The organism is Gluconobacter albidus (assembly GCF_002723915.1).
Classification (GTDB): domain Bacteria; phylum Pseudomonadota; class Alphaproteobacteria; order Acetobacterales; family Acetobacteraceae; genus Gluconobacter; species Gluconobacter albidus.
The window spans coordinates 92231-115845 of the sequence record NZ_BEWL01000001.1 but is presented as its reverse complement, the minus strand read 5'-3'; the positions used below and the strand labels follow the sequence as shown (position 1 = coordinate 115845).

The window sequence follows — 23615 nt, the reverse complement described above, 5'->3', positions numbered from 1 at the left end:
AAACAGATGATTCGGAAGCAGATCGACCGGCGAACCCTTCTTGGAGGAGCGGCCAGCCTAGCTGCGGCAGCCTCCCTCTGCAATTGCGGGCTGGGGAATTCCGCCAAGGCGGCGGACGGGGTGCAGCCTGTGCTCCCCTCGCTTACGCCCGGCGCGCCTCGGCTGGAGCCCGTAAATTTCCAGCTCAAGGGGCCCGATGGTACGACGCTGGCGCTTTCCTCGCTGAGGGGACGCCCCTTCATTCTGCATCTGTGGGCGACGTGGTGTCCGCCGTGCAGGCTGGAACTTCCGGCGCTGAATGCGTTCCTTGAGAAAACGGGATCCAGCATTCCTGTCATTCCGGTCGCCGTGGCGAGTCCGCTGCCGAAGGTGATGATCTTTCTGGCGCAGGGTAATCTGCCGCATATCGCGCCCTGGACGCTGGGGCAGCACGAGTTTTCCCAATGGTTCACATCCGGCGAGCCGAGCCTTCCCATGACCTGCGTGATTGATGCGCAGGGACGGCTGCGCGCCAGCGTTGAAGGGGACATGGCGTGGGGCGCGCCGGACAGTCAGGCGTCCTTTGAAAAGATCCTCTCGGGCCTTCAGCCATCCAAACCCGCGTGAAGGCAGGGCTGGTCAGCCGGCGGAACGTTGTTGCTGGCACGGCTGGCCTTGCCATTCTTGTTGGTGTGGGGGCCGCGAAGCTGGCGGGGACGGTCGTGCGTCGCGGCATGCCGGTTGGTCGGCTGATGCCGGGGCAGGCGATGTCGGAGCCCGTTACCCTTGGACTGTCGGGCCCTGAAGGTTCGCAGTCCACACTTGCCTCGCGACGGGGAGTGCCTTTCCTGCTCCATGTCTGGGCGACGTGGTGTCCGCCCTGCCGCCATGAACTTCCGGCTCTGGCGGCGTTCACTCGGGCATGGGGGCCGGATTGTCCTGTTGTTCCGGTTGCGGTTTCAAGCGGATCACCAGACGACGTCCATGCGTTCCTGAGCCGTAATGGTATCGTGGGCTTGCCCGCATGGACGGTGGACGGGATCGCTTTGAAGGCCTGGTATGGGGCCGCGGAGCTTGCCATCCCCGTAACATTCCTGATTGATGGTAAAGGGCGCATTCGCGCGACGGCGGCGGGTCCGCTGGACTGGGGGGCTTCCGGTGCCGCGGATGCGCTTCGCCGGGTGCTTGCCGCCACGATCGTCTGAGCCGCGATGGGACAGACCTGTTTGTAATGAAAGAACGGATTTCCAACATGACTTTTCCCCTGACACGCCGTCATCTCCTGGGCGGAGCCGGTGCCCTTCTGGTTTCGGGACGGGCCATCGCTGCAACGGCTGCAAAGGAAGAGGCCGGAAAGGGGCTGGCTTTCGAGCCGAACTCTTTCGGTAAGCTGGCCGCGCCGAAAGTGTTGCCGCCACTGAGCGTGAAGAACGAGCAGGATCAGGACGTGCCTCTGTCGCACTGGTACGGCAAACCGTTCATCCTGCATTTCTGGGCGACATGGTGCCCGCCCTGCATCCGTGAACTGCCTTCGGTGAACGCGACGGCCAAGGCGCTGGGCGCCGAAGGGCCGCAGATCGTCGCCGTGGCTGTGCGTGGAAGCACGATTCCCAAGGTCAGGGCATTTTATGACAGCCACGGGATCGACGCCCTGCCGCTTCTGGTCGATCCGCTGTCAGCCGTGATGATGGAGACGGCGGATCAAACCGCGCTGATCCAGTCGGTCCGGCAGGTGCGTCCCGATGATCTGAAGAGCCTGAAACCGGATGTCATGTCCCTGCATGGCGTACCCCGGTCGCTGATCCTGAATGCGAAAGGCGAGGTTGTGGCGGAATCCATCGGGAACATGGACTGGTCTGCGGACGCCGTGAGGCATACTGTGCAGGCTCTGGCTGGATAGTAAGAGTAAAGTCCTGATGTCTGCTCCCCTTCTTGGTGCCAATGACCCGGTGCCCTTCCTTCTTTTCCCGGAAAAGATGCCGTCCCCGTTCGTGCTCGTGAGCGATCACGCAGGGCGGGCGGTTCCGGATGCGCTGGGGGATATGGGGGTACGGACCGAGGACTGGGAGCGGCACATCGCCTGGGACATCGGCATTGTCGGCGTGGGGCGCGTGCTGCACGAAATGCTGGGCGCGGCGTTGATCGAGCAGGTCTATTCGAGGCTCGTGATCGACTGTAACCGCGCGCCCGGCCACCCGACGTCGATGCCGCTCGTAAGTGACGGCACGGCGGTTCCCGTCAACCAGGCGGCGCAGGAGGCGTGCCGGGCGAAGCGGGAGCGGGAGATCCTGCATCCGTATCATGACACGATCGCGGAAGTCCTGACCGAGCGCGACCCGCGTCCGACAGCGCTGATCGCGCTTCACAGTTTTACACCGCAGATGAACGGGAAAGATCGCCCCTGGCAGATCGGCATTCTGCACAATTCGGACAGCCGCATGGCGTCGATCGCGCTGGACCTGCTGCGAGAAGACAGTGCGCTGTGCGTGGGCGATAATGAGCCTTACGTCCTGACTGATACGTCCGACTACACGGTGCCGCGCCATGCGGAGGCCGGTGGTCTGCCTTATCTTGAAATTGAAATCCGGCAGGATCTGATCGCGGAAAAGACCGGACAGCGGGAGTGGGCCGAGCGTCTGGCGGTCCTTCTGCCGAAAGTCTGGGAAAGGCTGGCGGCATGATTGACGGGCATACGAAACTCGCAGGCGTCATGGGCTGGCCCGTCGAACATTCGCGCTCTCCACTGATGCACAATCACTGGTGCCGGGTGAATGGCGTGAACGGCGTCTATGTGCCGCTGCCGACGCGGCCGGAAGGCTTCGATCAGGCGTTGCGCGGACTGGCAGCGGCGGGTTTTCAGGGCGTGAATGTCACGATTCCGCACAAGGAAGCCGCGATGCGCGCCTGTGACGAACTCACTCCGACCGCGAAACGGGCTGGAGCGGTGAATACGATCTGTTTTGTGGCGGGACGCATCATCGGCGACTGTACGGACGGGACGGGATTTTGCGACAATCTGAGCGCGCATGATGTCGCGATTGGTGGCCGCGCCCTGATCCTCGGCGCGGGTGGGGCGGCGCGGGCCGTGGCGGCAGCGTTGCTGGACCGGGGCTGCGAAGTTGTGATTGCGAACCGGACGCTGGAACGGGCCGAGGCTCTGGTCGAAGCGCTTGGTGGCGGTGAGGCCGTGGCCTGGTACGACTGGCCGTCTCTGCTGTCGGGCTGTTCGCTTCTGGTGAACGCCACGTCCATGGGGATGGGCGGGAAACCCGGAATGGATTGGGATTCTGCCCTTCGGGAGGCTGCACCCGGACTATGTGTGACCGATATCGTCTACACGCCGCGCGAGACGCCGCTTCTGTTGGCCGCTCAGGCGCGCGGACTGCGGACGGTGGATGGTCTGGGGATGCTCGTTCATCAGGCTCGGGCGGGTTTTCGGGCGTGGTTCGGTGTTGATCCTGAGGCAGACCGGACGACGTTCGACCTTCTGGCGGCGAGCCTGCGCTAGAGCGTGCGGATTATTGGCCTGACGGGCGGGATGGCGGCCGGGAAAAGTACGGTTGCGACACTGTTCCGCAGGGCCGGGGTGCCGGTTTTTGATGCGGATGCGTGTGTCCGGGTGCTTCAGGGCGAAGAGGGGAAGGCGCTCCCTCTGATTGAAAAAACATTTCCGGGCACGGTGGCTGACGGACATCTGGATCGGGTGGCCCTGCGGGAGGTCGTCAGGGCGCGCCCTGACGCGCTTAAGCGTCTCGAAGCCATCATGCATCCGCTGGTGCGGACTGAACGGGAGCATTTTCTGAAGCAGTGCCGGGCGCGGAAAGAGCGGTTCTGCGTGCTGGATATTCCGCTGCTCATGGAAATCGGGGAAGATCGGCGCTGCGATCTGGTCGTGGTTGCGCAAGCCCCTATGAATACACGGCTTGCGCGTATCCGACAGCGCGGGCGCAGTGGTGGCCGCATGAGCGTGGCGGATGCGAAAGGACTGCTGGCCCGTCAGATAAATGACCATGAACGCAGACGCCGGGCCGACATCGTGATACGAACCGGCCTGTCACGTGGACACGCCGCCCGGCAGGTCCATGCCCTGCTGCACCGGCTTCGTGAGGCGTCATGAAACGATCCATCCTGTTCGATACGGAAACCACGGGATTTGACCCGGATATGGGCGACCGCATCATCGAGATCGCGGCTCTCGAACTGATCGACGACCTGCCGACGGGGGAGGTCTATCATGTGCTGATCCATCCCGAGCGTGATATCCCGCCCGAAGCGACCAAGGTGCATGGGTTCCGGATCGAGGATCTGGAGGGAAAGCCGAAATTTTCCGAGGTTGCGGACGGTTTTCTGGAGTTCATTGGAGACAGCCCGATGATCGCCCATAATGCCCGCTTCGATTTCAAGTTCGTCAATGCCGAACTGAAGGCCTGTGGGCGCGAGCCGCTCGACTACGCCAGCCGGGCCATCGACACGGTGGAAATGGCGCGGAAGAAGTATCCGGGCCTTCCGGCAAGCCTGGATGCGCTGTGTCGCCGTTTCGGCATCGACTTGTCCCAGCGCGGCACCCATAACGCGCTGCTGGACTGCAAACTTCTGGCGGAAGTGTATGTCGAGCTGATGGGGGGGCGACAGCGTGGGCTTGGTCTGGCAGGTCCGTCCCGCAGTCGCAGCATGACGGACGGGATCAACGCGCTGGCCAGCCGGCTTCCACGGAAAATGGCCCCGCCGACCGCGGAAGAGCTTCAGGTGCATGAGGCGTTCGTGAACACCATCAAGGACGCGGTGTGGCATCGCGAATGATGCGGATCCTGTTCATTACGTCCAACCGTCTGGGCGATGCGGTGATTTCCACGGGCGTGCTGGATGCGTTGCAGAAGCGTTATCCGGCGGCGATGTTCACAGTGGTCTGTGGCCCTGTGGCGGCGGGGCTTTTTGAAGCGGACCCGCGATGCGAGCGCATCATTACCATGGAAAAGCGCCGCCATGACCGGCACTGGATTGATCTGTGGCGGGACTGTTTTAGGACGCGATGGTTCATGGTTGTGGATCTGCGGGGGTCGCTGATCGGGCTGACACTGCGGGCACGGCGTCGGATCATCGTGCGGGGTGGCCGTCGGCCCGGCCGACGGATCGAGCAGCTTGGGGAAGCACTCGGCTATCGCCGCACGCCCATGCCGCGTGTCTGGACGTCCAGGGCGCAACGGGCGAATGCGGCTGTGGCATTGCCCGAAGGGCGCTGGCTGGCGCTGGGGCCGACGGCGAACTGGGATGGCAAGATCTGGCCACCCGAGCGGTTCGTGGCGCTGGCGCAGGCCTTACGGTCGGAAAACCTGCGTCCCGTCGTGTTTTATGGGCCCGGTGAGGATGAGCGGGCGCGGGCGGAGCCGGTGTTGAAGGGGCTTCCCGATGCGCTGGATCTGGGCGGCAATCATACACTGGGTGATGTGGCGGCGCTTCTTCAGCGTTGCGCGCTGTTTGTGGGCAATGATTCCGGCCTGATGCATCTGGCTGCGGCCGCGGGCACGCCGACGCTGGGACTGTTCGGGCCGTCACGGGCATCGGAATACGCGCCGGCCGGTCGTCTGGCACGGTTCGTGGAAGCGCCGGGGCCGGAAGGTCATGCGCCCATGACGGGGCTGGATGTGGCGCAGGTTCTGAAGACCGCGACGGACATCCTGAATGAAAAAAACGTGTTTGCTCCGAACCTTGGAGCAGACTGACTTGATGCCCTGTCGGTCATGGCCGATAGAAGAAGGATGATTTCTGCATCGTCCAACGAAGACCGGGGTCGTGTGGCCCATGTGATGGCGGGGGCCCCAAGAGGGGGCGCAGAGCTGTTCTTCGAGCGCCTGACCATGGCCCAGATGCGGGACGGGCGCGCCGTTCAGGCCCTCATCCGTCAGGATGAAGGAAGGTGTGGACGGCTGGAGGAAGCCGGGGTTGATACCCGGACATTCCGGTTTGGCGGTCTGCTGGATCTGCGGACCCGACCGGGGCTGCGGCGCAGCCTGAATGCATTCAGGCCAGATATCGTGGTGGCGTGGATGAGCCGGGCGGCGCGTCTGGTACCCTCGGGGCCGTGGCAGATGGCCGGGCGCCTGGGCGGATATTACGACCTGTCGAACTATCGCCGCTGCGATCATCTGATCGGCAATACGCGGGGTCTGGCGGACTGGATGAAAACGCAGGGCTGGGCTGCCGATCGGGTGCATCATCTGCCAAATTTCGCGACGGATTTTTCGGACGTGGCGCCGCAACGGCCCGGTTTTCTGCCGCAGGGTGTGCCGTTTGTACTCGCTCTGGGCCGTCTGCATGAAAACAAGGCCTTTGATGTGCTGATCCGGGCGATGACGCATCTGTCGGGTGTGCATCTCGTGATCGCGGGTGAGGGGCCGGAGCGTGGCGCACTTGAGGCGCTGGCGAAAGCAGCGGGTGTTGCGGAGCGTGTGCATCTTCCCGGCTGGATCGGGCAGAGTGGCCCGTGGCTGCGGGCCTGTGATGTTCTGGTCTGCCCGTCCCGCATCGAGCCACTGGGCAATGTTGTGATCGAGGCGCTCTCCGCCGGAGTGCCGGTCGTGGCAAGCCGTATTCAGGGCCCGCAGGAAATTCTTGAAGGCACGCAGGACGGACTCTTGGCAACCGTTGAAGACGAAAAGGACCTTGCCGCGCAGATCGGCAGTGTTCTGGAAAGCTCCGTACTAGCCCAGAAACTTGCCGCGAACGGTCGGACGCGGTTCGAGCGGGAGTTCTCGCAGAACGTGGTCATGGCGCGATGGTCCGCATTTCTGGACGGGGTGCGCGCCTGATGTGTGGCATCGCAGGCCTGTCCTGTCTGCCGGGACATCGTCCAGACCAGGCGGCTCTGGCGCGCATGTCGCAGGCAATTTTCCATCGTGGACCGGACGGAGAAGGGCGGCTGGATCTGGCGGGAGCCGCCCTGCGGCACCGGCGCCTGTCCATCGTCGATATCGCAGGGGGCGCGCAGCCGTTCCGGCTTGGCGCGGCGGCCCTGATCGCGAATGGCGAAATCTATAACGACCCGGCCATCCGCAGGCGTTTTCCCGCAACCTGCTTTCAGACACACAGCGACTGTGAGCCGCCATTGCATCTGTGGTTGCAGGATGGTGCGGGCTATACGCATGAATTGCGGGGTATGTACGCCATTGCGATCGTGGAGAATGAGCAGGGGCGTCATGAAATGGTGCTCGCGCGTGATCCGTTCGGGATCAAGCCGCTCTATATCGCGGCTTACGAAGGGGGCATCGCCTTCGCGTCCGAAGCGCAGGCGTTGCTTGCGGGCGGCTTTGGGAGACGAAGCGTTCGCGAAGGCGCGCGTGACGAACTGATGCAGCTTCAGTTCACAACCGGGCAGGACACCATTTTCGAAGGTATCCGGCGCCTCCTGCCGGGTGAGACGCTCAGGATCGTGGACGGACGAATCGTGGAGTCGCGCCGTCGACACGTTCTGCACGAGGCACGCGATACGGTCCCGGCCGGTCTGACGGATATGGACGCGCTGGCGCGGCTGGACACGGCGCTTCTCGACAGCGTGGAGGCGCATCTGCGGGCAGACGTACCGCTTGGGCTGTTCCTGTCGGGCGGGATCGACAGTTCGGTCATTCTGGCGGCGGCTCATCGGCTGGGACTGCCGCATCCCAAAACATGGACGGCGCGTTTCGATGCCGGCGCGGCGGATGAATCCGCCCAGGCCGCCGCGCTGGCTGCCTCCGTCGGGGCGGAGCATCATGTGCTTACCGTCACCGAAGACATGGTCTGGCGCGATCTGCCGGCCATTGTGGCCTGTATGGACGATCCGGCTGCGGATTATGCCATCATCCCGACATGGTTTCTGGCACGCGAGGCAAGAAAGGATGTCACCGTCATTCTCAGTGGTGAAGGCGGGGACGAGCTTTTTGCAGGCTATGGTCGCTATCGGCGGGTCATGAAACCCTGGTGGAAGGGTGGTCGTGCGCCGTATCGCTCAGGGGCGTTCGGCAGACGTTTCCCACAGCGAGGACGGCAGTGGCGGCACGGGATCGCCATGACGGAACTCGCTCTGGGACTATCCGGGCTCGAAGCGGCGCAGGCGCTGGATATCGCGGAATGGCTGCCCAATGATCTGTTGCTCAAGCTGGATCGCTGTCTGATGGCCCATTCTCTGGAAGGACGCACCCCGCTCCTGGACCCGGTTGTGGCCAAAGCGATCTGGTCGCTGCCTGGGACCTTCAAGGTACGTGACGGTTATGGGAAATGGCTTCTGCGTCGCTGGCTTCAGGATGCTTTGCCTCAGGCCCGGCCTTTTGCACCCAAGCAGGGATTTACGGTGCCTATGGGGCCCTGGATCGAGAAACAGGCGCAGCGTCTTGGGCCGCTGGTCGCCCGTCAGCCCTGCATCCGTGCCATGATGCCGGAGCAGGACGTGGAGCGTCTTTTTGCCCGCGCCAGCCAGCGCGGTGTCGCACGGCAGGCCTGGACTTTGCTGTTTTATGCGCTGTGGCACCGCCATCATATCGAGGGTGTTCCCGTTGACGGGAATACATTCGAAACTCTCTCGCGCGCTTCATGAGTAGCTTACTGATTTGCAAGGACGGAACATGCATTACGATCTGATCATCCGCGGTGGACTCTGCGTTTTTCCCTGGGGCGAAGCTGAAGCGGATATCGGTGTACGCAACGGCAAGGTGGCGTCGCTGTCCGTTGCAGCGGCGGATGAGGCAGACCGGGTGATCGATGCGCGGGGCCTGCATGTTCTGCCTGGGCTGATCGACGCGCATGTTCATCTCCGCGATCCGGGCAAGCCAGAAGTTGAAACACTGGAAACCGGGACACGGGCTGCGGCGCTGGGCGGCATTGCAACGGTTTTCGACATGCCCAACACGTCTCCGAGCGTGACGGACGTGACGATGATTGACTGGAAGCGCGATCATATCCGCAAGACGGCGCACGTGGATGTCGGGATGTATGTTGGCGCGACGCGTGAGAACACGCCGGATCTGGCGCTGCTGGAGCAGCAGCCGGGCGTGTGTGCGGTGAAGGTTTTCGCAGGATCGTCCACCGGCAATCTCATGATCGAAGATGATGCGGGACTGGAAGCGGTCATGCGCTCTGGCCATCGCCGCGTGGCCTATCATTCGGAGGACGAATACCGCCTTCAGGCGCGCAAGCCGATGTTCCATGAAGGTCAGCCTTACGAAACGCACAGCGTATGGCGGGATGTGGAATGTGCGTTCCTCGGCACCCGCCGCATCATGGCGCTGGCCCGCAAGACCAACCGTCCGGCGCATATCCTGCATGTCTCGACAGGGGAAGAGCTGGAATATCTGGCGGATTATCGCGATATTTCCACAGTTGAGGTTCTGGTGAACCATCTCACGCAGGTCGCGCCGGAATGTTATGAGAAGCTTGGTGGCCTGGCTGTCATGAACCCGCCGCTGCGGGATCGGTCGCACTGGGAAGCAAGCTGGAAGGCCGTTCAGGACGGGCGGGTGGACGTGGTCTCCTCCGACCATGCGCCGCATCCGTTTGAGGCCAAGCAGCTTCCCTGGCCAAAATGCCCGGCTGGCCTGACGGGGACGCAGACGATCGTGCCGGTCATGCTCGATCACGTGAACGCGGGCCGCCTGTCGCTGGCGCGTCTGGTGGATCTGATGGCCGCTGGGCCGGCGCGTGTTTACGGGTTGCAGACCAAGGGGCGGATGGCCGTTGGATTCGATGCCGATTTTACCCTCGTGGACATGAAGGCAGAGCGTGAAATCACCAATGACTGGATCGTCACGCCTGCGGGCTGGACGCCGTTCGATGGCACGCGTGTCACGGGTTGGCCGATGGCGACGATCGTCCGTGGAACGGTCGTGATGCAGGACAATGAGGTTTCGGGTACGCCGACGGGAAAGCCTGCCAAATTTGCGCCTTGATCTGGGCGTAGGGCGCGCAACACTTCAATCAGGAAAGGGAGCTGTATGAGACGTTGCGTTGCCGCCAGCCGTAAGGCGGTGCTGTTTGGACTGGTTTTTGCAGGGATCGTCGGTGCCGGGACGGCGCGTGCGGCTGAGGCGGCATGGACCGCTCCGAAATGCGGTGCCGAGCCTCAGGCCCCTGCCGTCAAGGCCGGGACGGTCGCGCAATACAATGAGAGCGTTGATCGTGTGACGGCTTATGAAAAGGCTGCCCGCGTTTATAACGCCTGTGTTGCGGCTCAGGCCAATCGCGAGGAAACGGCCATCAGCCAGGACGCCAGTGCGCGGATCGCGCATGTCCATGCCGGAAGTGCGGCCGTTCAGTCTCATATCGCAGCGTCATTCCAGACGCTCTCCACCACCCTGGCGACAGCGGGACGCAAGCTCGGTCACCACTGACCCCCGTATGGGCCCGTCTGCGAATCTTATTGCCCCATGCGTTCCTGATTCTGGAGTGGCGTCAGGGTCGTTGGACCTTCATAGGTCTGGCGGGCAACATTGGGCATGAGGTCGGGGCGCGCCCAGCAGGTCGTGCCCTCAAAGCTTGTCGTGCAATAGGGCTGCGGCGGTGGCGGCCCGATGGGGCGTGCGCAGAAGCTCTCGTCGTCATACAGATACGCCGTGTTGCAGTCCTTTCCGGTGATGGCGGACGCGATGCGGTCCGGCGCGCAGCCGTCAAGGACGCAGAACACCAATGGAAACAGCAGGAGCGGGACGGGCTTTTTCATGGCCGTCAGGATGCTTCGGGGGGCGTTAAGGAAGTCTGAATGTCGGTCGGATTTTCTGACGTGAAGCGGTTTTTCACCAGAGTGCCCTGCGCGAATATCTGTCCGTGTGTGTGAAGCGTTTGCCGCGACGGTTCGGCACCTGTATGGTCATGCAAACAGTTTGAAGACCGATCCAGCAGGGGACCAGGTGGCAGACGATTTCATCACGCAGATTGACGAAGAAATGCAGGCGCAGCGGTTGCGGGCCATGGCACGGCGGATTGGCGCTGTGGCCGGCGTCGTCGTGCTCGCCGGCGCCATTGGGGGCGGTGTGTGGGGCTGGAACAGCCACGCACGCCATGTCGCGCAGAAGGCGGCCTCGGCGCGCTATTTCACCGCCATGACAGCCCTGTCCGATCCAAAGCGGGATTCCGCGGCTCTCGATAAGGCCACCGCGACCTTGAAAGATCTGGCAGATCATGGCCCTGCGGGTGTGCGCTCCTATGCTGCGCTGCGTCTGGCCGACCTTCAGGTTCAGGCACATCAGAACGCTGCCGCTCTTCAATCCTGGAAGAGTGTTGCGGATGATTCCGCGGCCGAACCGTCTCTGCGGGACATGGCGCGTTACATGGGCCTGAATGCCCAGACGGCGTCTCCCGCTGATCCGAAGGCGATCCGTTCAGGCTATGAAGCTCTGGCACAGGGCGGCGGGGCGTGGGCACCTCTCGCCCAGGAAGGTCTTGTGGCTCTGGATCTGCGATCCGGTGCAACGGCTGACCAGCAGAAGGAAGCCCGGCGTATCCTGACGCAGATCGTCAGCAGTGCAAACGCGACCGAAGGGGTGCGTGCGCGTGCGCAGGCCCTGCTCGAGACATTTGGAGACGCCGGTTGATGCGCCGTCCTGTTCTTTCCCGCTCCTCTTTTTCCCGCGCTTCGCTGTCCATGAACCGCCGGAGCCTGCTACGGACGGCCTGTTCGGGAAGTGCGCTCGCAGTCCTCGGCGGGTGCAGCCTGTTTGAAGACGACAAGAAGCCGCCATTGGCCGGACACCGTGTGGATGTGCTGTCCACGGGTGCGGGACTGACGGTTGATCGTGACGACCATACGCCGATCAATCTCGGTCCGGTGCAGCCGGTCCGGGAATGGTTGCAGGAGGGCGGTCGTCCGTCCCATGTTTCGGTGAATGCGTCCTGGAATGGCCCGGATCTTGCCTGGAGCCAGACGATCGGCGCGCCCACCGATCCGTCCAGTTTCCTGTCCATGATTGCCATCATGCCAACCAACCGGGGCGCCATCCAGTCTCCTCCGGTAATTGGAAATGGTCATCTCTACACGACGGATGCACAGGGCGTGGTGAAGGCCTGGACATGGCCGGAACGCCGTCTTGTCTGGACCCGCCAGCCGGCATCTTCTGGCAGCCGTTCAACCAATATCGGCGGTGGCCTCGCCCTTGACGGGGATACGCTCTACATCGTGGACGGCGTGGCTCAGGCCCTTGCGGTCGAGGCGCTGACGGGTAAGGTAAAATGGCGGGTGAGTACGGGAACACCGGGTCGTTCCGCCCCCACGATCGCGGAAGGCCTGATGGTCTTCGGAACCATTGACGAGCGTCTGATCGCGCTGAACGCCAATACGGGTCATCAGGTCTGGGCTTATCAGGCAACGGCGTCCGACACGGTCATTTTCGGCCAGTCCGCTCCGGCCTTTGTGGACGGTGTCATTCTCGCGGGCTTTGGCAGTGGCGATCTGGTCGCACTGCGTGCGGCTTCGGGCGAGATGGTCTGGAGCGACAGTCTGGGCGGCACCAATGGCATGGGCGCCATGCTGGACTTCTCCTGCATTCGTGGCGCGCCGGTCATTAAGGACGGCACGGCCTATGCCGTGTCCATGTCCCGCGTATTGGTGGCGATCGACATGCGCTCGGGCCGTCGCCTGTGGGAACGTGAAGTCAGTGGGCAGAGTCCTCTGGCGATCTGTGGCGACTGGATGTATGTGCTGTCCACGGATCAGCAGATCGCCTGTCTGGATCGTCTGTCCGGGCATGTCCGCTGGATCACGCAGCTTCGTCGTTTTATCCGCGAAGACGTGGAAAAGGACGCCATCGCCTGGGTGGGACCGCTTCTGGTGAATGGCAAGCTGGTCTGCTTCTCCACCTTTCCAAAAGAAGGCATGGCGGTCGTGAACGCCGTGACCGGGAAACTTGAACTGACCCGCAAGACCGTTGCCCCGTGTCAGGTTCAGCCGATCGTCTGTGACGGTCATGTGCTGAGCCTGTCTCAGGATGCCGTTCTGCGGGCCTATGGCTGAACGAATGACCTCTGAGAACCTGCCCGTTGTTGTTATCGCCGGGCGCCCGAATGTCGGGAAATCCACTCTGTTCAACCGGCTTGTTGGCCGCCGTCAGGCGATTGTCTCCGACATGCCGGGCGTTACGCGCGATCGCAAGGAGGGTGAAGCCCTGCTGCGTGGCCGGCGTGTCCGGCTGATTGATACAGCCGGCCTTGAAGAAGCGGCCCCTGACACGCTGTACGGGCGAATGCGCGCCTCGTCCGAATCTGCTGTTGCGATGGCGGATCTGGTACTGTTTTGCATTGATGCGCGCTCTGGCATCACGCCTGCGGATGCGCATTTTGCAAGCTGGCTGCGGCGGCAGAACCGTCCTGTCCTGCTGATTGCCAACAAGGCGGAAGGGCAGGCCGGGACGAATGCGGCCCTTGAAGCCTATTCCCTTGGTCTGGGCACGCCGCTGGCACTGTCAGCCGAGCATGGCGAGGGTATTGCCGATCTTATGGGTGAGATTGCCGAGCGTCTGCCCCCGGCTGAAAAGCAGCGTCGTCGGGAAGCTCCGAAAAGCGAAGGCGAGGAGGGGGATGACGAGGACGAACGTCCGGCCGGTCCGCTGCGTCTGGCCATTATCGGGCGTCCGAATGCGGGCAAATCCACGCTTCTGAACTGTCTGCTCGGTGAAGAGCGGATGATTACCGGCCCCGAGGCTGGACTGACGCGCGATTCCATTGCTGTCACGCTTCATGACGATCAGGGCGAGATCCGGCTCGTTGATACGGCCGGGATGCGCAAGCGCGCCCGCGTCGAGCAGCATCTTGAGCGGATGTCCGTCTCGGCCTCCATCGAAGCCCTGAAAATGGCAGAAGTGGTCGTGCTGGTGATTGATGCGACGCTTGGCGTGCATGAGCAGGATCTCCAGATCGGCCGTCTGATCGAGCGCGAGGGGCGGGCCTGCGTCATTGCGCTGAATAAGTGGGATGCCGTCGAGGATCGGAACGCGACGAAAAAAGCGATTCTGGACCGTCTGGAAATTTCTCTGGCGCAGGTCCGGGGAATTCCGGTCGTGACGTTCTCTGCCCTCACGGGGGCGGGCGTGCATCGTCTTCTTCCGGCGGTGCGGGAAGTTTACGAGATCTGGAACTCGCGTGTCTCAACGGGTGAACTGAACCGCTGGTTCGAGGATGCGCTGGAGCGTCATCAGCCGCCTCTGGTGGATGGTCGTCGTCTCAAGCTGCGTTACATGACGCAGGTAAAGGCACGGCCGCCGACATTCCTTCTGTTTGGTACACGTGCGGAACAGCTTCCCGATTCCTACAAGCGTTATCTCGTTAACGGCCTGCGTGAAACGTTCCATATGCCGGGTGTTCCGGTGCGTGTGCAGTTGCGCGGAACGAAAAATCCTTACGCGGAAAAGTGATTTTCTGTTGGTTTCGATATAGACCACACCCCTGATTGATCATTAATACAGGACCGTCTGTTTCCGGTTTCGGAACGTTCGGTTCTGCTCCCCTTGCCGGTATGAGGGGATATGTTTGGGGTGACTGAGGGTATGGTTGGGATTGCTGCGTCTTCCAGCGAAGGTTTGTCCACAGGACCGACCCGCAGCACCGCACGGGCGACAACCCTTGGTATTCTGGCCGCTCTGGCGGGTCTGATGTTCGGCCTTGATACCGGCGTCGTCGCAGGGGCACTTCCATTCATCGCCACCGATTTTCATGCGGGCGACGTCCTGCAGGGGTGGATCGTATCCTCGATGATGGCAGGGGCGGCCGTAGGCTCGCTGTTTGCAGGCCGGATTTCAGTCCGGTTCGGCCGAACGGGCGCGATGCTCGGAGCTGCGATCCTCTTCCTGATCGGAACCCTGCTCTGTGCTCTGGCTCCGGGCGTTGCGATCATGATCGTAGGCCGGGTTTTTCTGGGGCTTGCGGTCGGTGTGGCAGCGTTTGCAGCCCCGCTCTATATTTCCGAAATCACAGTTGAGTCCGTTCGCGGCGCCATGATCTCGTTTTACCAGCTCATGGTCTCCCTCGGAATTTTCCTCGCCTTCGTTTCGGACAGCCTGTTGGCGTCCGGTGGGCACTGGCGCTGGATGCTGGGCATCATGGCCGTGCCTGCCAGCATTTTCCTGGGGATCGTGCTGATCCTTCCGCACAGCCCGCGCTGGCTGATGATGCGGGGAGAAAAAGAGCATGCGCGGCGGGTTCTGCAGAGTCTGCGATCCGATGAGGAAGTGGCTGAAGCGGAACTGATCGACATTCAGTCGCGTCTTCAGAAAAGCAGCGATGCCGGTGTGGGCCTCTTCAAAAGCAACCCGAATTTCCGGCGGACGGTCTTTCTGGGCATGCTGCTTCAGATCATGCAGCAGCTCTCGGGGATTAACGCGCTTCTGTATTATGCGCCCCGCGTGTTTCAGGCGGCTCATTTCGGAACAAATGCCGCTATCTGGGCCACAACCCTCGTCGGGCTGACGAACATGGCGCTGACCGGGGTTGCCATTGCCTGTGTGGACCGTTGGGGCAGACGGCCGCTGCTGATTCTGAGCTGTGCGATCGCGGCTTTCTCTCTGGCCGGAGTCGGGACGCTGCTTGCCATCGGGGCGAACAGTTTTACCTCCCAGCTTCTGCTGTGCGGGTTTGTCCTTCTGTTTGTCGCCGGATTTGCCATTGGTGAAGGGCCACTGGTCTGGACGCTTTGCTCTGAAGTGCAGCCAACGCGGGGCCGCGATTTTGGAATTGGTTGCTCGACCGTGACGAACTGGGCTGCGAACTGGGCCATCTCCAACGTGTTCCCACTGGGTATGGCGATGATGGGGGCGTCGGTTACCTTTTTGATGTTTGCCCTCTTCAATGGTCTTTTCATCGTTGTGACCGTATTGTTCGTCCCCGAAACGAAAGGCGTCTCGCTCGAAAAGCTGGAGGCCAACCTTTTTGCAGGCATGCGCCTGCGTGATCTGGGACGCTGAGACCATGACGGCTACGACGGAAGACGGCCCGCAAGAAGAATACGACTCCAAACGCCATGCCGGGCTCTACGGAGCGCAAAGGGTCAAGGCGATGTCGGCGGTTCTTCTGGCACTTCTCCTGTCAGTGCTGGACTACGCGATTGCCAATGTGGCCCTGCCGCTGATCGCGGTCGATCTTCATGCGTCATCGTCGCGGGCCATTTGGGTCGTAAATGCCTATCAGCTTGCAAACCTGTCCTGTCTGTTGCCGCTGGCGTCTCTTGGCGCCCGCGTGGGATTCGGACGACTAAGTCAGTTCGGGATTTTCCTGTTCCTGATTGCTTCCGTGGCCTGCGCTCTCTCGCAAAACCTTCTGGAGCTGACTCTGGCACGCGCCCTGCAGGGCGTGGGCGGAGCCTGCATCATGAGCGTGAACATCGCGCTCGTCCGCTTCATTTACCCACATAAGGAACTGGGCCGCGGCATTGCGCTGAACGGCTTGTTCGTGGGGCTGGGCGTGGCGCTTGGACCGTCTTTGGGGTCACTGATTCTGTCCGTGGCAAGCTGGCCCTGGATTTTCTGGGTCAATCTGCCACTGGCTCTGGCGGCTCTGGCGCTGGCCCATGCGGCCCTTCCCGAGACGCCGCGCAGTGATATCCCAACCGATGTGGTCGGTTCGCTTCTGACTGTGGCGTCCTTTGCCCTGACCGGCGTGGGGCTTGATGGGTTGATGCACGCCGATTTCCTGTCCGGGGCGGCGGTCACGGTTGCGGGTGTGCTGTGCTGGGCGATGCTGCTGCATTATCAGCGCGAGAGGCTTGAGCCGATCGTGCCAGTCGATCTTCTGGCGCGGCGTCCGTTTCTGCTGGCCTGTATGGTTGGATTTCTGGGTTTCGTGGCATCCAATCTCTACATTGTGGCGATGCCGTTCACACTGGCTTCGGCCTTTCACCGCGGGCCGGGGACGATTGGCCTTCTGATCGCACCCTGGGCTGTGGGTGTGGCAACGATGTCCTTTGTGGTCAGTCGCCTGGCCGACCGTTTTCCGGCGTCGGTTCTCTCGTCGATCGGGCTGTTCATTACGGCGAGCGGATTCTGCCTGCTCTGGTTTCTGCCGACGGACGCGAGCAACTGGGACATCGCCTGGCGGACGCTTTTTGCCGGATGTGGTTTTGGACTGTTCCAGCCGCCCAATAACCGCGCCATCATGGTTACGGCGCCTGCCGGACGGGAGGGCGGGGCGAGTGGCATGCTGTCTGTTGCGCGGCTCGCAGGACAGACGACGGGCGCGCTTTTCGTGGCGGCGCTGTTCACGATCTTTCCCCATCCAGCCTTCATCTGCCTTGGGGCTGCCATGACCGTGGCGCTGACGGGATCAATCCTCAGCCTTGGACGGAAATATCTCGCAGCCTGAAGAGTGTGGTGGCGCGCTGCTCCACGCTTTCCAGTTCCTGCGTGACGGACACGGATCGCCGGACCAAAACTTCGAGCGGCATTGATGGCGCATAATGCCGACCCGGATCGCAGAGCCAGACTTCGCAGGTTTTCGAACATTCCAGAAGCCACGGAATGATCCGTGAGGCCATGGCTTCGTTGTAACAGACGTCTCCGATGACCAGCAGGTCACAGTCCGGGACCGTGCCGATCAGATCGCCCGGAAGTGGCGTGACTGTCGCGTGGTTCAGGCCCGCGTTGAGGGACGTTGCTTCAAGCGCCATGAAGTCGATGTCGTTGGCCTGAACGGATGCCGCGCCGGACAGGGCCGCGGCGATGGCGGCCAGTCCGCATCCGCAGGCCACATCCAGAACCCGGCGTCCCTGTACAAGCTCCGGGTTGTCGAGGATGAAGCGGGCGATGAGCTGGCTTCCCGGCCATGCGAAGGCCCAGAAAGGCGGTTCTATGCCGACCTGTTCGAGATAGGCCTCGCTGGCCTGCCAGATGGGGGTGATTTCCGTCGCCAGATGCAGGGAAATTTCGGGAACCAGCGGCGCCTTTTCAACAAGGGTATTGTCGCAAATGAATCTGACAGGATCGCCGAGGGTCGTGATCATCCGAAAAATCTTGCGGCGACAAACCCTGCAGCCAGCACGAACCCGATGGGCACGTTGCGGCGGAACTCCCTGAGACATGCCGGAGCATCATACGGATTCAGCACCCGGACCTGCTGGAGTAGCATGCCCGTTGCGATGGCGAGGAACGGCCAGAATGTCCAGTGCAGATGCGCATGGATGCCGACGAGCGCCAGAGCCAGAATCATGAGGCTGTAGCAGGTGCCGATGAAAGAGCGGGCGTTCTTTTCCATCAGGCGCGAGGTGGAGCGTACGCCGATGCGGGCGTCGTCGTCCATGTCCTGAAAGCCATAGATCGTATCGAATCCGAGCTGCCACAGGATGACAGCGCCATAGAGCAGAAGCCCGTTGCCATCGAGCGTCCCGGCCGCTGCGGCATATCCCATGGGAGCGCCGAATCCGAAGGTGAACCCCATGACGAGCTGCGGCCACCAGGTGACGCGCTTGGCCGCCGGATAGAGCGCGACGAGCAGGAGCGCGAGCGGGGCAAGCGCCCAGCAGACAGGCGGCAGGCAGACCAGAACGCCAAGCCCCATCAGGAGCAGCACTGCCAGAAGCAGCAGGCCCTGTTTCAGGGACAGCGCGCCGCTGGCAAGGGGGCGGCCTGCGGTCCGGGCGACTTTTGCGTCGATGTCGCGGTCCCAGATGTCGTTCACGACGCAGCCGGCCGAGCGCATGACAAGAGAGCCAAACGCAAACAGCGCCATGTCGATCAGCCGCGTCTGGAGAGAGGCGCCGGGAGCAAGGAACAGGCCCCATACGCCCGGCAGGAACAGAAGCCATGTCCCAACCGGGCGGTCGAGACGGGCAAGCAGCGCGTAAGAGCGCCACGGCTCGGGGAGCCGGGCGATACGGCCGGTCAGATGGATATCGGTATGGGCGCGGGTCTGGCTCATGGGAAGATGTGATGCTGTGTGGACGTGCTTCCGTCAATGGCCGAGGCGCGCTATCGGAAAAGGATGAGCCGATCCGATCCCCGTCTTTATGTGCCTGCGTCTGAAACAGCTTTCGTGGAAGGCCAGACTGTGCCGCTTCTACCGGGGCAGGCGCATTATCTGGGCAACGTCATGCGTCAGGGCGTGGGAAGTCCCGTGCATGTGTTTAACGAGCGCGACGGGGAGTGGAGTGCCGAGATTGCGGCTCTGAAGAAAGACCGTGGAAGCATCCTGCTGCAACACCGCGAGCGGGAACCCATGCCGACGCAGGGCGTGGAACTGCTGTTTGCGCCGCTCAAGCGGGATGCGACAGAGCTCGTGATCCGCATGGGCACGGAACTCGGAGTGACGCGTTTTCGACCCGTCGTGACGGAGCGCACCAATACGCACCGGCTCAATCTGGAGCGGCTGGGGGTGATTGCGACGGAAGCGGCCGAACAGTGTGAACGACTGGATGTTCCTGAAATTTTGCAGCCTGAGACGCTGCGTGTCGTGCTGGCGGAGTGGCCTGAAGATCGCCCGCTGTTTGCCGCGCTGGAGCGCCGTCCCGGCGAGGAGGCGGGCTTGCGGGCCGCTGCTCTGCTGATCGGGCCGGAGGGCGGATTTTCTGATGCCGAAGTGGAGATGCTCCGGCGGCATAGCGCCGTTCATGCGCTCAGTCTGGGGCCGCTCGTGCTACGGGCGGAAACGGCCGTGTGCGCGGGGCTGGCCCGTCTTGCGGCGGGAGCCGAGGGCGATGCCTGAGGGTGACAGAACCGTCGGACATGCTACAGTTCAATCATTATCGAACAACGAATTCAGACCGAGGCCAAACGTCATGTCCAATCCCGGCACGTCCAATACTGCGTCGATCGAAAGCCGGGCGCAGCTCGTCGAGGCGATCTCACGGGGTTGCAAGCCGAAATCTGAATGGAAGATCGGGACCGAGCACGAAAAATTCGGCTTCATTCTTCCGCACGATGTTGACGGACGCGATCCTCTGTCGCCGCCGCCTTACGCGCCGCGTGGAATCGGGGCATTGCTGGAAAAGCTTCAGGGGCCGGATTGGTCGCCGATCATGGACGGCGAAAACCTGATCGGATTGAAAGGGCAGAACGCACAGGCTGGTCGGGCAATTTCGCTTGAACCGGCCGGACAGTTCGAGCTTTCGGGTGCGCCGGTCGTGTCGCTTCAGGAAACGGAAGCGGAGATGCAGGAGCATTATGATCAGGTCCGTGGTCCGGCTGCAGAACTGGGGCTGGGCTTCCTGCCGTTCGGCTTTCAGCCGCTCTGGTCGCGCGACGCAATGCCGTGGATGCCCAAGAGCCGCTATGCGATCATGCGCAACTACATGCCGAAAGTTGGCACGCTTGGCCTCGATATGATGACGCGGACCTGCACGGTTCAGGTCAATCTCGATTTCAGCGACGAAGCCGATATGGCGCGCAAAATGCGCGTATCGCTCGCGCTTCAGCCGCTGGCCACCGCGCTGTTTGCGAACTCCCCGTTCGTTGAGGGCAAGGCCAACGGGCTTCTGTCCAACCGTGCGCGGATCTGGACCGATACGGACAACCAGCGTTCGGGGCAGCCTTCGGTGTTCTTCGGGGACGGGTTCGGCTTTGAGCAGTATGTGGACTGGGCGCTGGACGTGCCGATGTATTTCGTCTCCCGCGACGGAAAGAACCTCGACGTGGCAGGCTGCTCGTTCCGTCGCTGGCTGGCTGGCGACATTCAGGAACCGCTGAAGGGCCTGACACCGACGGTTGGGGATTTTGAAGACCATCTGACGACGGTCTTCCCGGACGTGCGCCTCAAGCAGTTCCTTGAAATGCGTGGCGCGGATGCGGGTAAGCTGGAGATGATGGTGGCGCAATCGGCCCTGTGGGTCGGCCTGCTATACGATCCGGCAACGCTGGAAGCTGCGGAAAAGCTGGTGCGCGAACAGCCCTGGAGCGCCTATCAGCAGCTTCGGGCCGACGTGCCGCGTCTGGGGCTGGATGCTGCATTTCCGGGTGGGCTGAAGCCGTTGGCCAAGCGCGTGGTCCAGCTTGCGGAGCAGGGGCTGCGGGCGCGCGTGCGGAACGAGGCCAGCTATCTCGATCCGCTGCATCTGATTGCCGATGCTGGTCCGAATCAGGCGCAGCACTGGCTGGATCTGTATAATGGTGCCTGGGGGCAGAGCGTGAAGCCGCTCTTTACCGAAGCCGCCATCTGATTTTTATGAGACAGGACCTGCTGCCTACGTGACGAAACTTTCCGAGCTGACCGAACGCGAAATCCTTGCACTGGCGATCGCCAGCGAAGAAGAGGATGGTCATATTTACGCGGATTTCGGCCAGATGCTGGCGGAAGACTATCCCGACAGCGCCGCTATTTTCCAGGATATGGCGGAAGAGGAAAACCATCACCGCCGCGCACTGATCGACCTGTTCGTCCGGCGTTTTGGCAATCACATTCCGCTGGTCCGGCGGCAGGATGTGCAGGGCTTTCCGTCCCGCAAATCGGCCTGGCAGATGCAGAATCGCGGAATTGAGGCGATCCGGGCGCAGGCTGCCGACATGGAGCGACAGGCGGCAAGGTTTTACCGTCAGGCCGCCGGACAGACCAATGATGCCGAAATCCGCAAGCTGCTGGGCGATCTGGCGACGGAAGAAGACCGGCATCAGCGCGAAGCGCGACGCCTTGAAGACGCGCATCTGAATGACAATTCCCGGGATCGCGAAGACGAACACAGCCGCCGCGATTTCGTGCTGCGGATCGTCCAGCCGGGTCTGGTCGGGCTTATGGACGGCTCCGTCTCGACGCTGGCGCCCGTTTTTGCAGCAGCGTTTGCAACGCACAGCCCCCATGCGGCTTTTCTGGTCGGGCTTGCAGCGTCTCTCGGGGCCGGGATTTCCATGGGGCTGGCAGAAGGGCTGGCCGATGACGGCAAGCTGTCAGGACGGGGCGCGCCACTTCTGCGCGGGCTGATCTGTGGTGCCATGACGTTTGGCGGTGGCATCGGCCATACGCTGCCGTTTCTGGTGCCGGATTTCCGTCTGGCCTTTGGCGTTTCGATTATTGCCGTGGCGATTGAGCTTCTGCTGATTTCCTGGGTGCGCTGGCGGTATCAGGACACACCGTTTGGCTCGGCCATGGTTCAGGTTTTCCTGGGTGGCGCTCTTGTTTTTGCAACCGGCGTACTGATTGGCAGTTCCTGAGACATGATGAACCGTTCCTTTTTCCGCGCGGCTGTTCTGGCGGCGCTGCTCCCTTCAGCCCTGCCTTGCGTGGCCTTTGCACAGACGGCTCCTGTGCAGCTTCGCCCTGCGGATCAGGGCTGGGTGTCCCGGATCGAGGACACGCTGGGCAAGGTCACCACGCTTCAGGCGCGCTTCCGTCAGACGGCGGCGGATGGCAGCGTGACGGCGGGAACGGCGACGCTGGATCGGCCCGGTCGGATGCGCTTCGATTATGACAAGCCAAGCCCGCTTCTGCTGGTTGCCAATGACGGGCGCGTGGTGTTTCAGGACCGCAGTGTCGATCAGGTCACGACCCTCCCGCTCGACCGCACGCCGCTTGGCCTGCTGCTGCGCCCTGAGTTCAAGCTCTCAGGCGATGTGACGGTGACGGGATTCGAGCATCGGGACGGGCAGATCCGGGTTCAGCTCGTTCGCACGCAGAGCGCCGGGGAAGGCAGCCTGACGCTTGTGTTCTCCGATGCGCCGCTGGCTCTGCTGGGATGGAGCGTGGTGGACGCACAGGGGCGTACGACAACGATTGCGCTGTCCGATGTGCATCTGGGCGGGACCGTATCGCAGTCCCTGTTTGTGTTGCCCAAAGCGGACTGAGGATTTCAGTCCTTCAGTTCGCGTGAGAGTTCCAGCGCGCGGGCATAGACCGTGCGCTTTGGAAGTTTGACAATTCCGGCCACCAGCGTGGCCGCGTCCTTGACCGAATGGCTCGTGAGAGCTTCACGCAGATGCGTGTCCAGATCGGCGGCTCCACTGTCATCTTCGGCAGACGGGCCGATGAGGAGCGTGATCTCGCCGCGCGGGGCCTTCGTGCGGAAATGCTCCAGAACCTCGATCAGGCTGCCGCGCACCATTTCTTCAAACCGCTTGGTGAGTTCGCGTCCCACGGCGGCTTCGCGTTCAGGGCCGAAAACGTCAATCAGGTCTTCGAGGCTTTCGATCAGGCGATGCGGGGCTTCGTACCAGATCAAGGTTGAGTGCAGTCCGGCCTGTTCGGCCGCGCGCAGGGCCGCGAAACCGGTCTTGCGGGCTTCGCTGCGAGGTGCCGGAAAGCCCAGGAACATGAAGGGCAAAGGCGGTAGACCCGAGAGCGTCAGGGCCGTGATGACGGCGTTCGGGCCGGGAATGGCCGTGACGTGGATGCCAGCCGCGATGGCCGCACGGACCAGCCGGTATCCGGGGTCGGACACCAGAGGCGTGCCCGCGTCCGAGACAACGGCATAACGTGCGCCCTGCTGAAGCTTTTCGATCAGGAACGGAGTGCGGTCCTGTTCGTTATGATCGTGCAGTGTTCGGGTCTGTGTGGCAATATTGCGCGACAGAAGGAGCTTCGCCGTGACGCGCGTATCCTCGCATAGGATTGCATCCACGGTGCCGAGGACTTCGATTGCGCGTTCGCTGATATCGGCCAGGTTGCCGATTGGCGTTGCAACCAATATCAGACATCCACCTTCGGCCTGGCCCTGCGCTGGCAGGGGGGCGGCCGGTAACGTTTCAGCCGCATCGCTCAAGGGAGTTTCAGCGGAACAT

General features: G+C 62.4%; 25 protein-coding genes. 21 read left to right on the top strand and 4 right to left on the bottom strand.

Annotated elements, in window-relative coordinates; translation table 11 throughout:
- Positions 1 to 6: 6 nt before the first annotated feature.
- From GAL01_RS00545 to GAL01_RS00490, 12 genes are read left to right on the top strand one after another with little or no spacing between them, the layout of a single operon-like run.
- The gene (locus GAL01_RS00545) at positions 7 to 606 is read left to right on the top strand and encodes a TlpA disulfide reductase family protein (RefSeq protein WP_062030880.1); all 600 of its coding nucleotides are present in this window, start codon (positions 7 to 9) and stop codon (positions 604 to 606) included.
- Complete coding sequence (locus tag GAL01_RS00540) at positions 603 to 1184, top strand: TlpA family protein disulfide reductase (RefSeq protein WP_062030882.1); 582 nt, start codon at positions 603 to 605, stop codon at positions 1182 to 1184. Before GAL01_RS00545 ends, GAL01_RS00540 begins: the two co-directional genes overlap by 4 nt.
- 47 nt (positions 1185 to 1231) lie before the next feature.
- Positions 1232 to 1879 carry a TlpA disulfide reductase family protein gene (locus tag GAL01_RS00535; RefSeq protein WP_062030940.1) on the top strand — a complete coding sequence of 216 codons (648 nt, stop codon included), beginning with the start codon at positions 1232 to 1234 and terminating at the stop codon, positions 1877 to 1879.
- Positions 1880 to 1895: 16 nt separating this feature from the next.
- Positions 1896 to 2660 (top strand): N-formylglutamate amidohydrolase, encoded by a 765-nt coding sequence (locus tag GAL01_RS00530; protein WP_062030884.1) that lies wholly within the window; start codon positions 1896 to 1898, stop codon positions 2658 to 2660.
- Complete coding sequence (locus tag GAL01_RS00525) at positions 2657 to 3487, top strand: shikimate dehydrogenase (protein WP_062030886.1); 831 nt, start codon at positions 2657 to 2659, stop codon at positions 3485 to 3487. Before GAL01_RS00530 ends, GAL01_RS00525 begins: the two co-directional genes overlap by 4 nt.
- 3 nt (positions 3488 to 3490) lie before the next feature.
- Complete coding sequence (gene coaE / locus GAL01_RS00520) at positions 3491 to 4096, top strand: dephospho-CoA kinase (protein WP_062030888.1); 606 nt, start codon at positions 3491 to 3493, stop codon at positions 4094 to 4096.
- On the top strand, positions 4093 to 4779 hold the full coding sequence (dnaQ, locus tag GAL01_RS00515) for a DNA polymerase III subunit epsilon (RefSeq protein ID WP_062030890.1): 687 nt from the start codon (positions 4093 to 4095) through the stop codon (positions 4777 to 4779). Before coaE ends, dnaQ begins: the two co-directional genes overlap by 4 nt.
- Positions 4779 to 5699 carry a glycosyltransferase family 9 protein gene (locus GAL01_RS00510; RefSeq protein WP_062030942.1) on the top strand — a complete coding sequence of 307 codons (921 nt, stop codon included), beginning with the start codon at positions 4779 to 4781 and terminating at the stop codon, positions 5697 to 5699. The genes dnaQ and GAL01_RS00510 overlap by 1 nt, the downstream gene beginning before the upstream one ends.
- 36 nt (positions 5700 to 5735) lie before the next feature.
- Positions 5736 to 6785: a glycosyltransferase gene (locus tag GAL01_RS00505; RefSeq protein ID WP_062030893.1), complete on the top strand. Its 1050-nt coding sequence runs from the start codon at positions 5736 to 5738 to the stop codon at positions 6783 to 6785.
- Positions 6785 to 8545: an asparagine synthase (glutamine-hydrolyzing) gene (gene asnB / locus GAL01_RS00500; protein WP_062030944.1), complete on the top strand. Its 1761-nt coding sequence runs from the start codon at positions 6785 to 6787 to the stop codon at positions 8543 to 8545. Before GAL01_RS00505 ends, asnB begins: the two co-directional genes overlap by 1 nt.
- 28 nt (positions 8546 to 8573) lie before the next feature.
- Positions 8574 to 9893, top strand: a complete 1320-nt coding sequence (locus GAL01_RS00495) for a dihydroorotase (RefSeq protein WP_062030895.1) — start codon at positions 8574 to 8576, stop codon at positions 9891 to 9893.
- Positions 9894 to 9938: 45 nt separating this feature from the next.
- Positions 9939 to 10334: a hypothetical protein gene (locus GAL01_RS00490; RefSeq protein ID WP_062030897.1), complete on the top strand. Its 396-nt coding sequence runs from the start codon at positions 9939 to 9941 to the stop codon at positions 10332 to 10334.
- A 26-nt stretch (positions 10335 to 10360) separates the two neighbouring features.
- On the opposite strand, the gene GAL01_RS00485 is transcribed toward GAL01_RS00490, so the two are convergent.
- Positions 10361 to 10663 carry a hypothetical protein gene (locus GAL01_RS00485; protein WP_062030899.1) on the bottom strand — a complete coding sequence of 101 codons (303 nt, stop codon included), beginning with the start codon at positions 10661 to 10663 and terminating at the stop codon, positions 10361 to 10363.
- Between the two features lie 187 nt (positions 10664 to 10850).
- Between GAL01_RS00485 and GAL01_RS00480 the strand changes: the two genes are divergently transcribed.
- From GAL01_RS00480 to GAL01_RS00460, 5 genes are all read left to right on the top strand, one after another.
- Entirely contained in the window at positions 10851 to 11534 is a 684-nt protein-coding gene (locus GAL01_RS00480) for a tetratricopeptide repeat protein (RefSeq protein ID WP_231865375.1), read from the top strand.
- Entirely contained in the window at positions 11534 to 12949 is a 1416-nt protein-coding gene (locus tag GAL01_RS00475) for a PQQ-binding-like beta-propeller repeat protein (RefSeq protein WP_062030901.1), read from the top strand. The genes GAL01_RS00480 and GAL01_RS00475 overlap by 1 nt, the downstream gene beginning before the upstream one ends.
- Positions 12950 to 12953: 4 nt before the next feature.
- On the top strand, positions 12954 to 14345 hold the full coding sequence (der, locus tag GAL01_RS00470; protein WP_082780253.1) for a ribosome biogenesis GTPase Der: 1392 nt from the start codon (positions 12954 to 12956) through the stop codon (positions 14343 to 14345).
- A 132-nt stretch (positions 14346 to 14477) separates the two neighbouring features.
- On the top strand, positions 14478 to 15890 hold the full coding sequence (locus GAL01_RS00465) for a sugar porter family MFS transporter (protein ID WP_062030905.1): 1413 nt from the start codon (positions 14478 to 14480) through the stop codon (positions 15888 to 15890).
- A 4-nt stretch (positions 15891 to 15894) separates the two neighbouring features.
- On the top strand, positions 15895 to 17283 hold the full coding sequence (locus GAL01_RS00460) for an MFS transporter (protein WP_062030948.1): 1389 nt from the start codon (positions 15895 to 15897) through the stop codon (positions 17281 to 17283).
- Here the strand turns inward: GAL01_RS00460 and GAL01_RS00455 are convergent.
- Together GAL01_RS00455 and ubiA are read right to left on the bottom strand one after the other, a co-directional pair.
- Entirely contained in the window at positions 17252 to 17920 is a 669-nt protein-coding gene (locus tag GAL01_RS00455; protein ID WP_062030907.1) for a class I SAM-dependent methyltransferase, read from the bottom strand. The genes GAL01_RS00460 and GAL01_RS00455 overlap by 32 nt on opposite strands.
- Positions 17917 to 18834 (bottom strand): 4-hydroxybenzoate octaprenyltransferase, encoded by a 918-nt coding sequence (gene ubiA / locus GAL01_RS00450; protein ID WP_062030909.1) that lies wholly within the window; start codon positions 18832 to 18834, stop codon positions 17917 to 17919. The genes GAL01_RS00455 and ubiA overlap by 4 nt, the downstream gene beginning before the upstream one ends.
- A gap of 36 nt (positions 18835 to 18870) precedes the next feature.
- On the opposite strand from ubiA, the gene GAL01_RS00445 reads away from it, so the two are divergent.
- From GAL01_RS00445 to GAL01_RS00430, 4 genes are all read left to right on the top strand, one after another.
- On the top strand, positions 18871 to 19617 hold the full coding sequence (locus GAL01_RS00445; protein ID WP_062030911.1) for a 16S rRNA (uracil(1498)-N(3))-methyltransferase: 747 nt from the start codon (positions 18871 to 18873) through the stop codon (positions 19615 to 19617).
- Between the two features lie 73 nt (positions 19618 to 19690).
- Positions 19691 to 21067, top strand: a complete 1377-nt coding sequence (locus GAL01_RS00440; RefSeq protein ID WP_062030914.1) for a glutamate--cysteine ligase — start codon at positions 19691 to 19693, stop codon at positions 21065 to 21067.
- A 28-nt stretch (positions 21068 to 21095) separates the two neighbouring features.
- Positions 21096 to 22052: an iron exporter MbfA gene (mbfA, locus tag GAL01_RS00435; RefSeq protein WP_062030918.1), complete on the top strand. Its 957-nt coding sequence runs from the start codon at positions 21096 to 21098 to the stop codon at positions 22050 to 22052.
- 3 nt (positions 22053 to 22055) lie between these two features.
- Positions 22056 to 22682 carry a LolA family protein gene (locus GAL01_RS00430; RefSeq protein WP_062030920.1) on the top strand — a complete coding sequence of 209 codons (627 nt, stop codon included), beginning with the start codon at positions 22056 to 22058 and terminating at the stop codon, positions 22680 to 22682.
- A gap of 5 nt (positions 22683 to 22687) precedes the next feature.
- Here GAL01_RS00430 and rsmI read toward each other — a convergent pair whose 3' ends face one another.
- Complete coding sequence (rsmI, locus tag GAL01_RS00425) at positions 22688 to 23521, bottom strand: 16S rRNA (cytidine(1402)-2'-O)-methyltransferase (RefSeq protein WP_062030950.1); 834 nt, start codon at positions 23519 to 23521, stop codon at positions 22688 to 22690.
- Positions 23522 to 23615 lie beyond the last annotated feature (94 nt).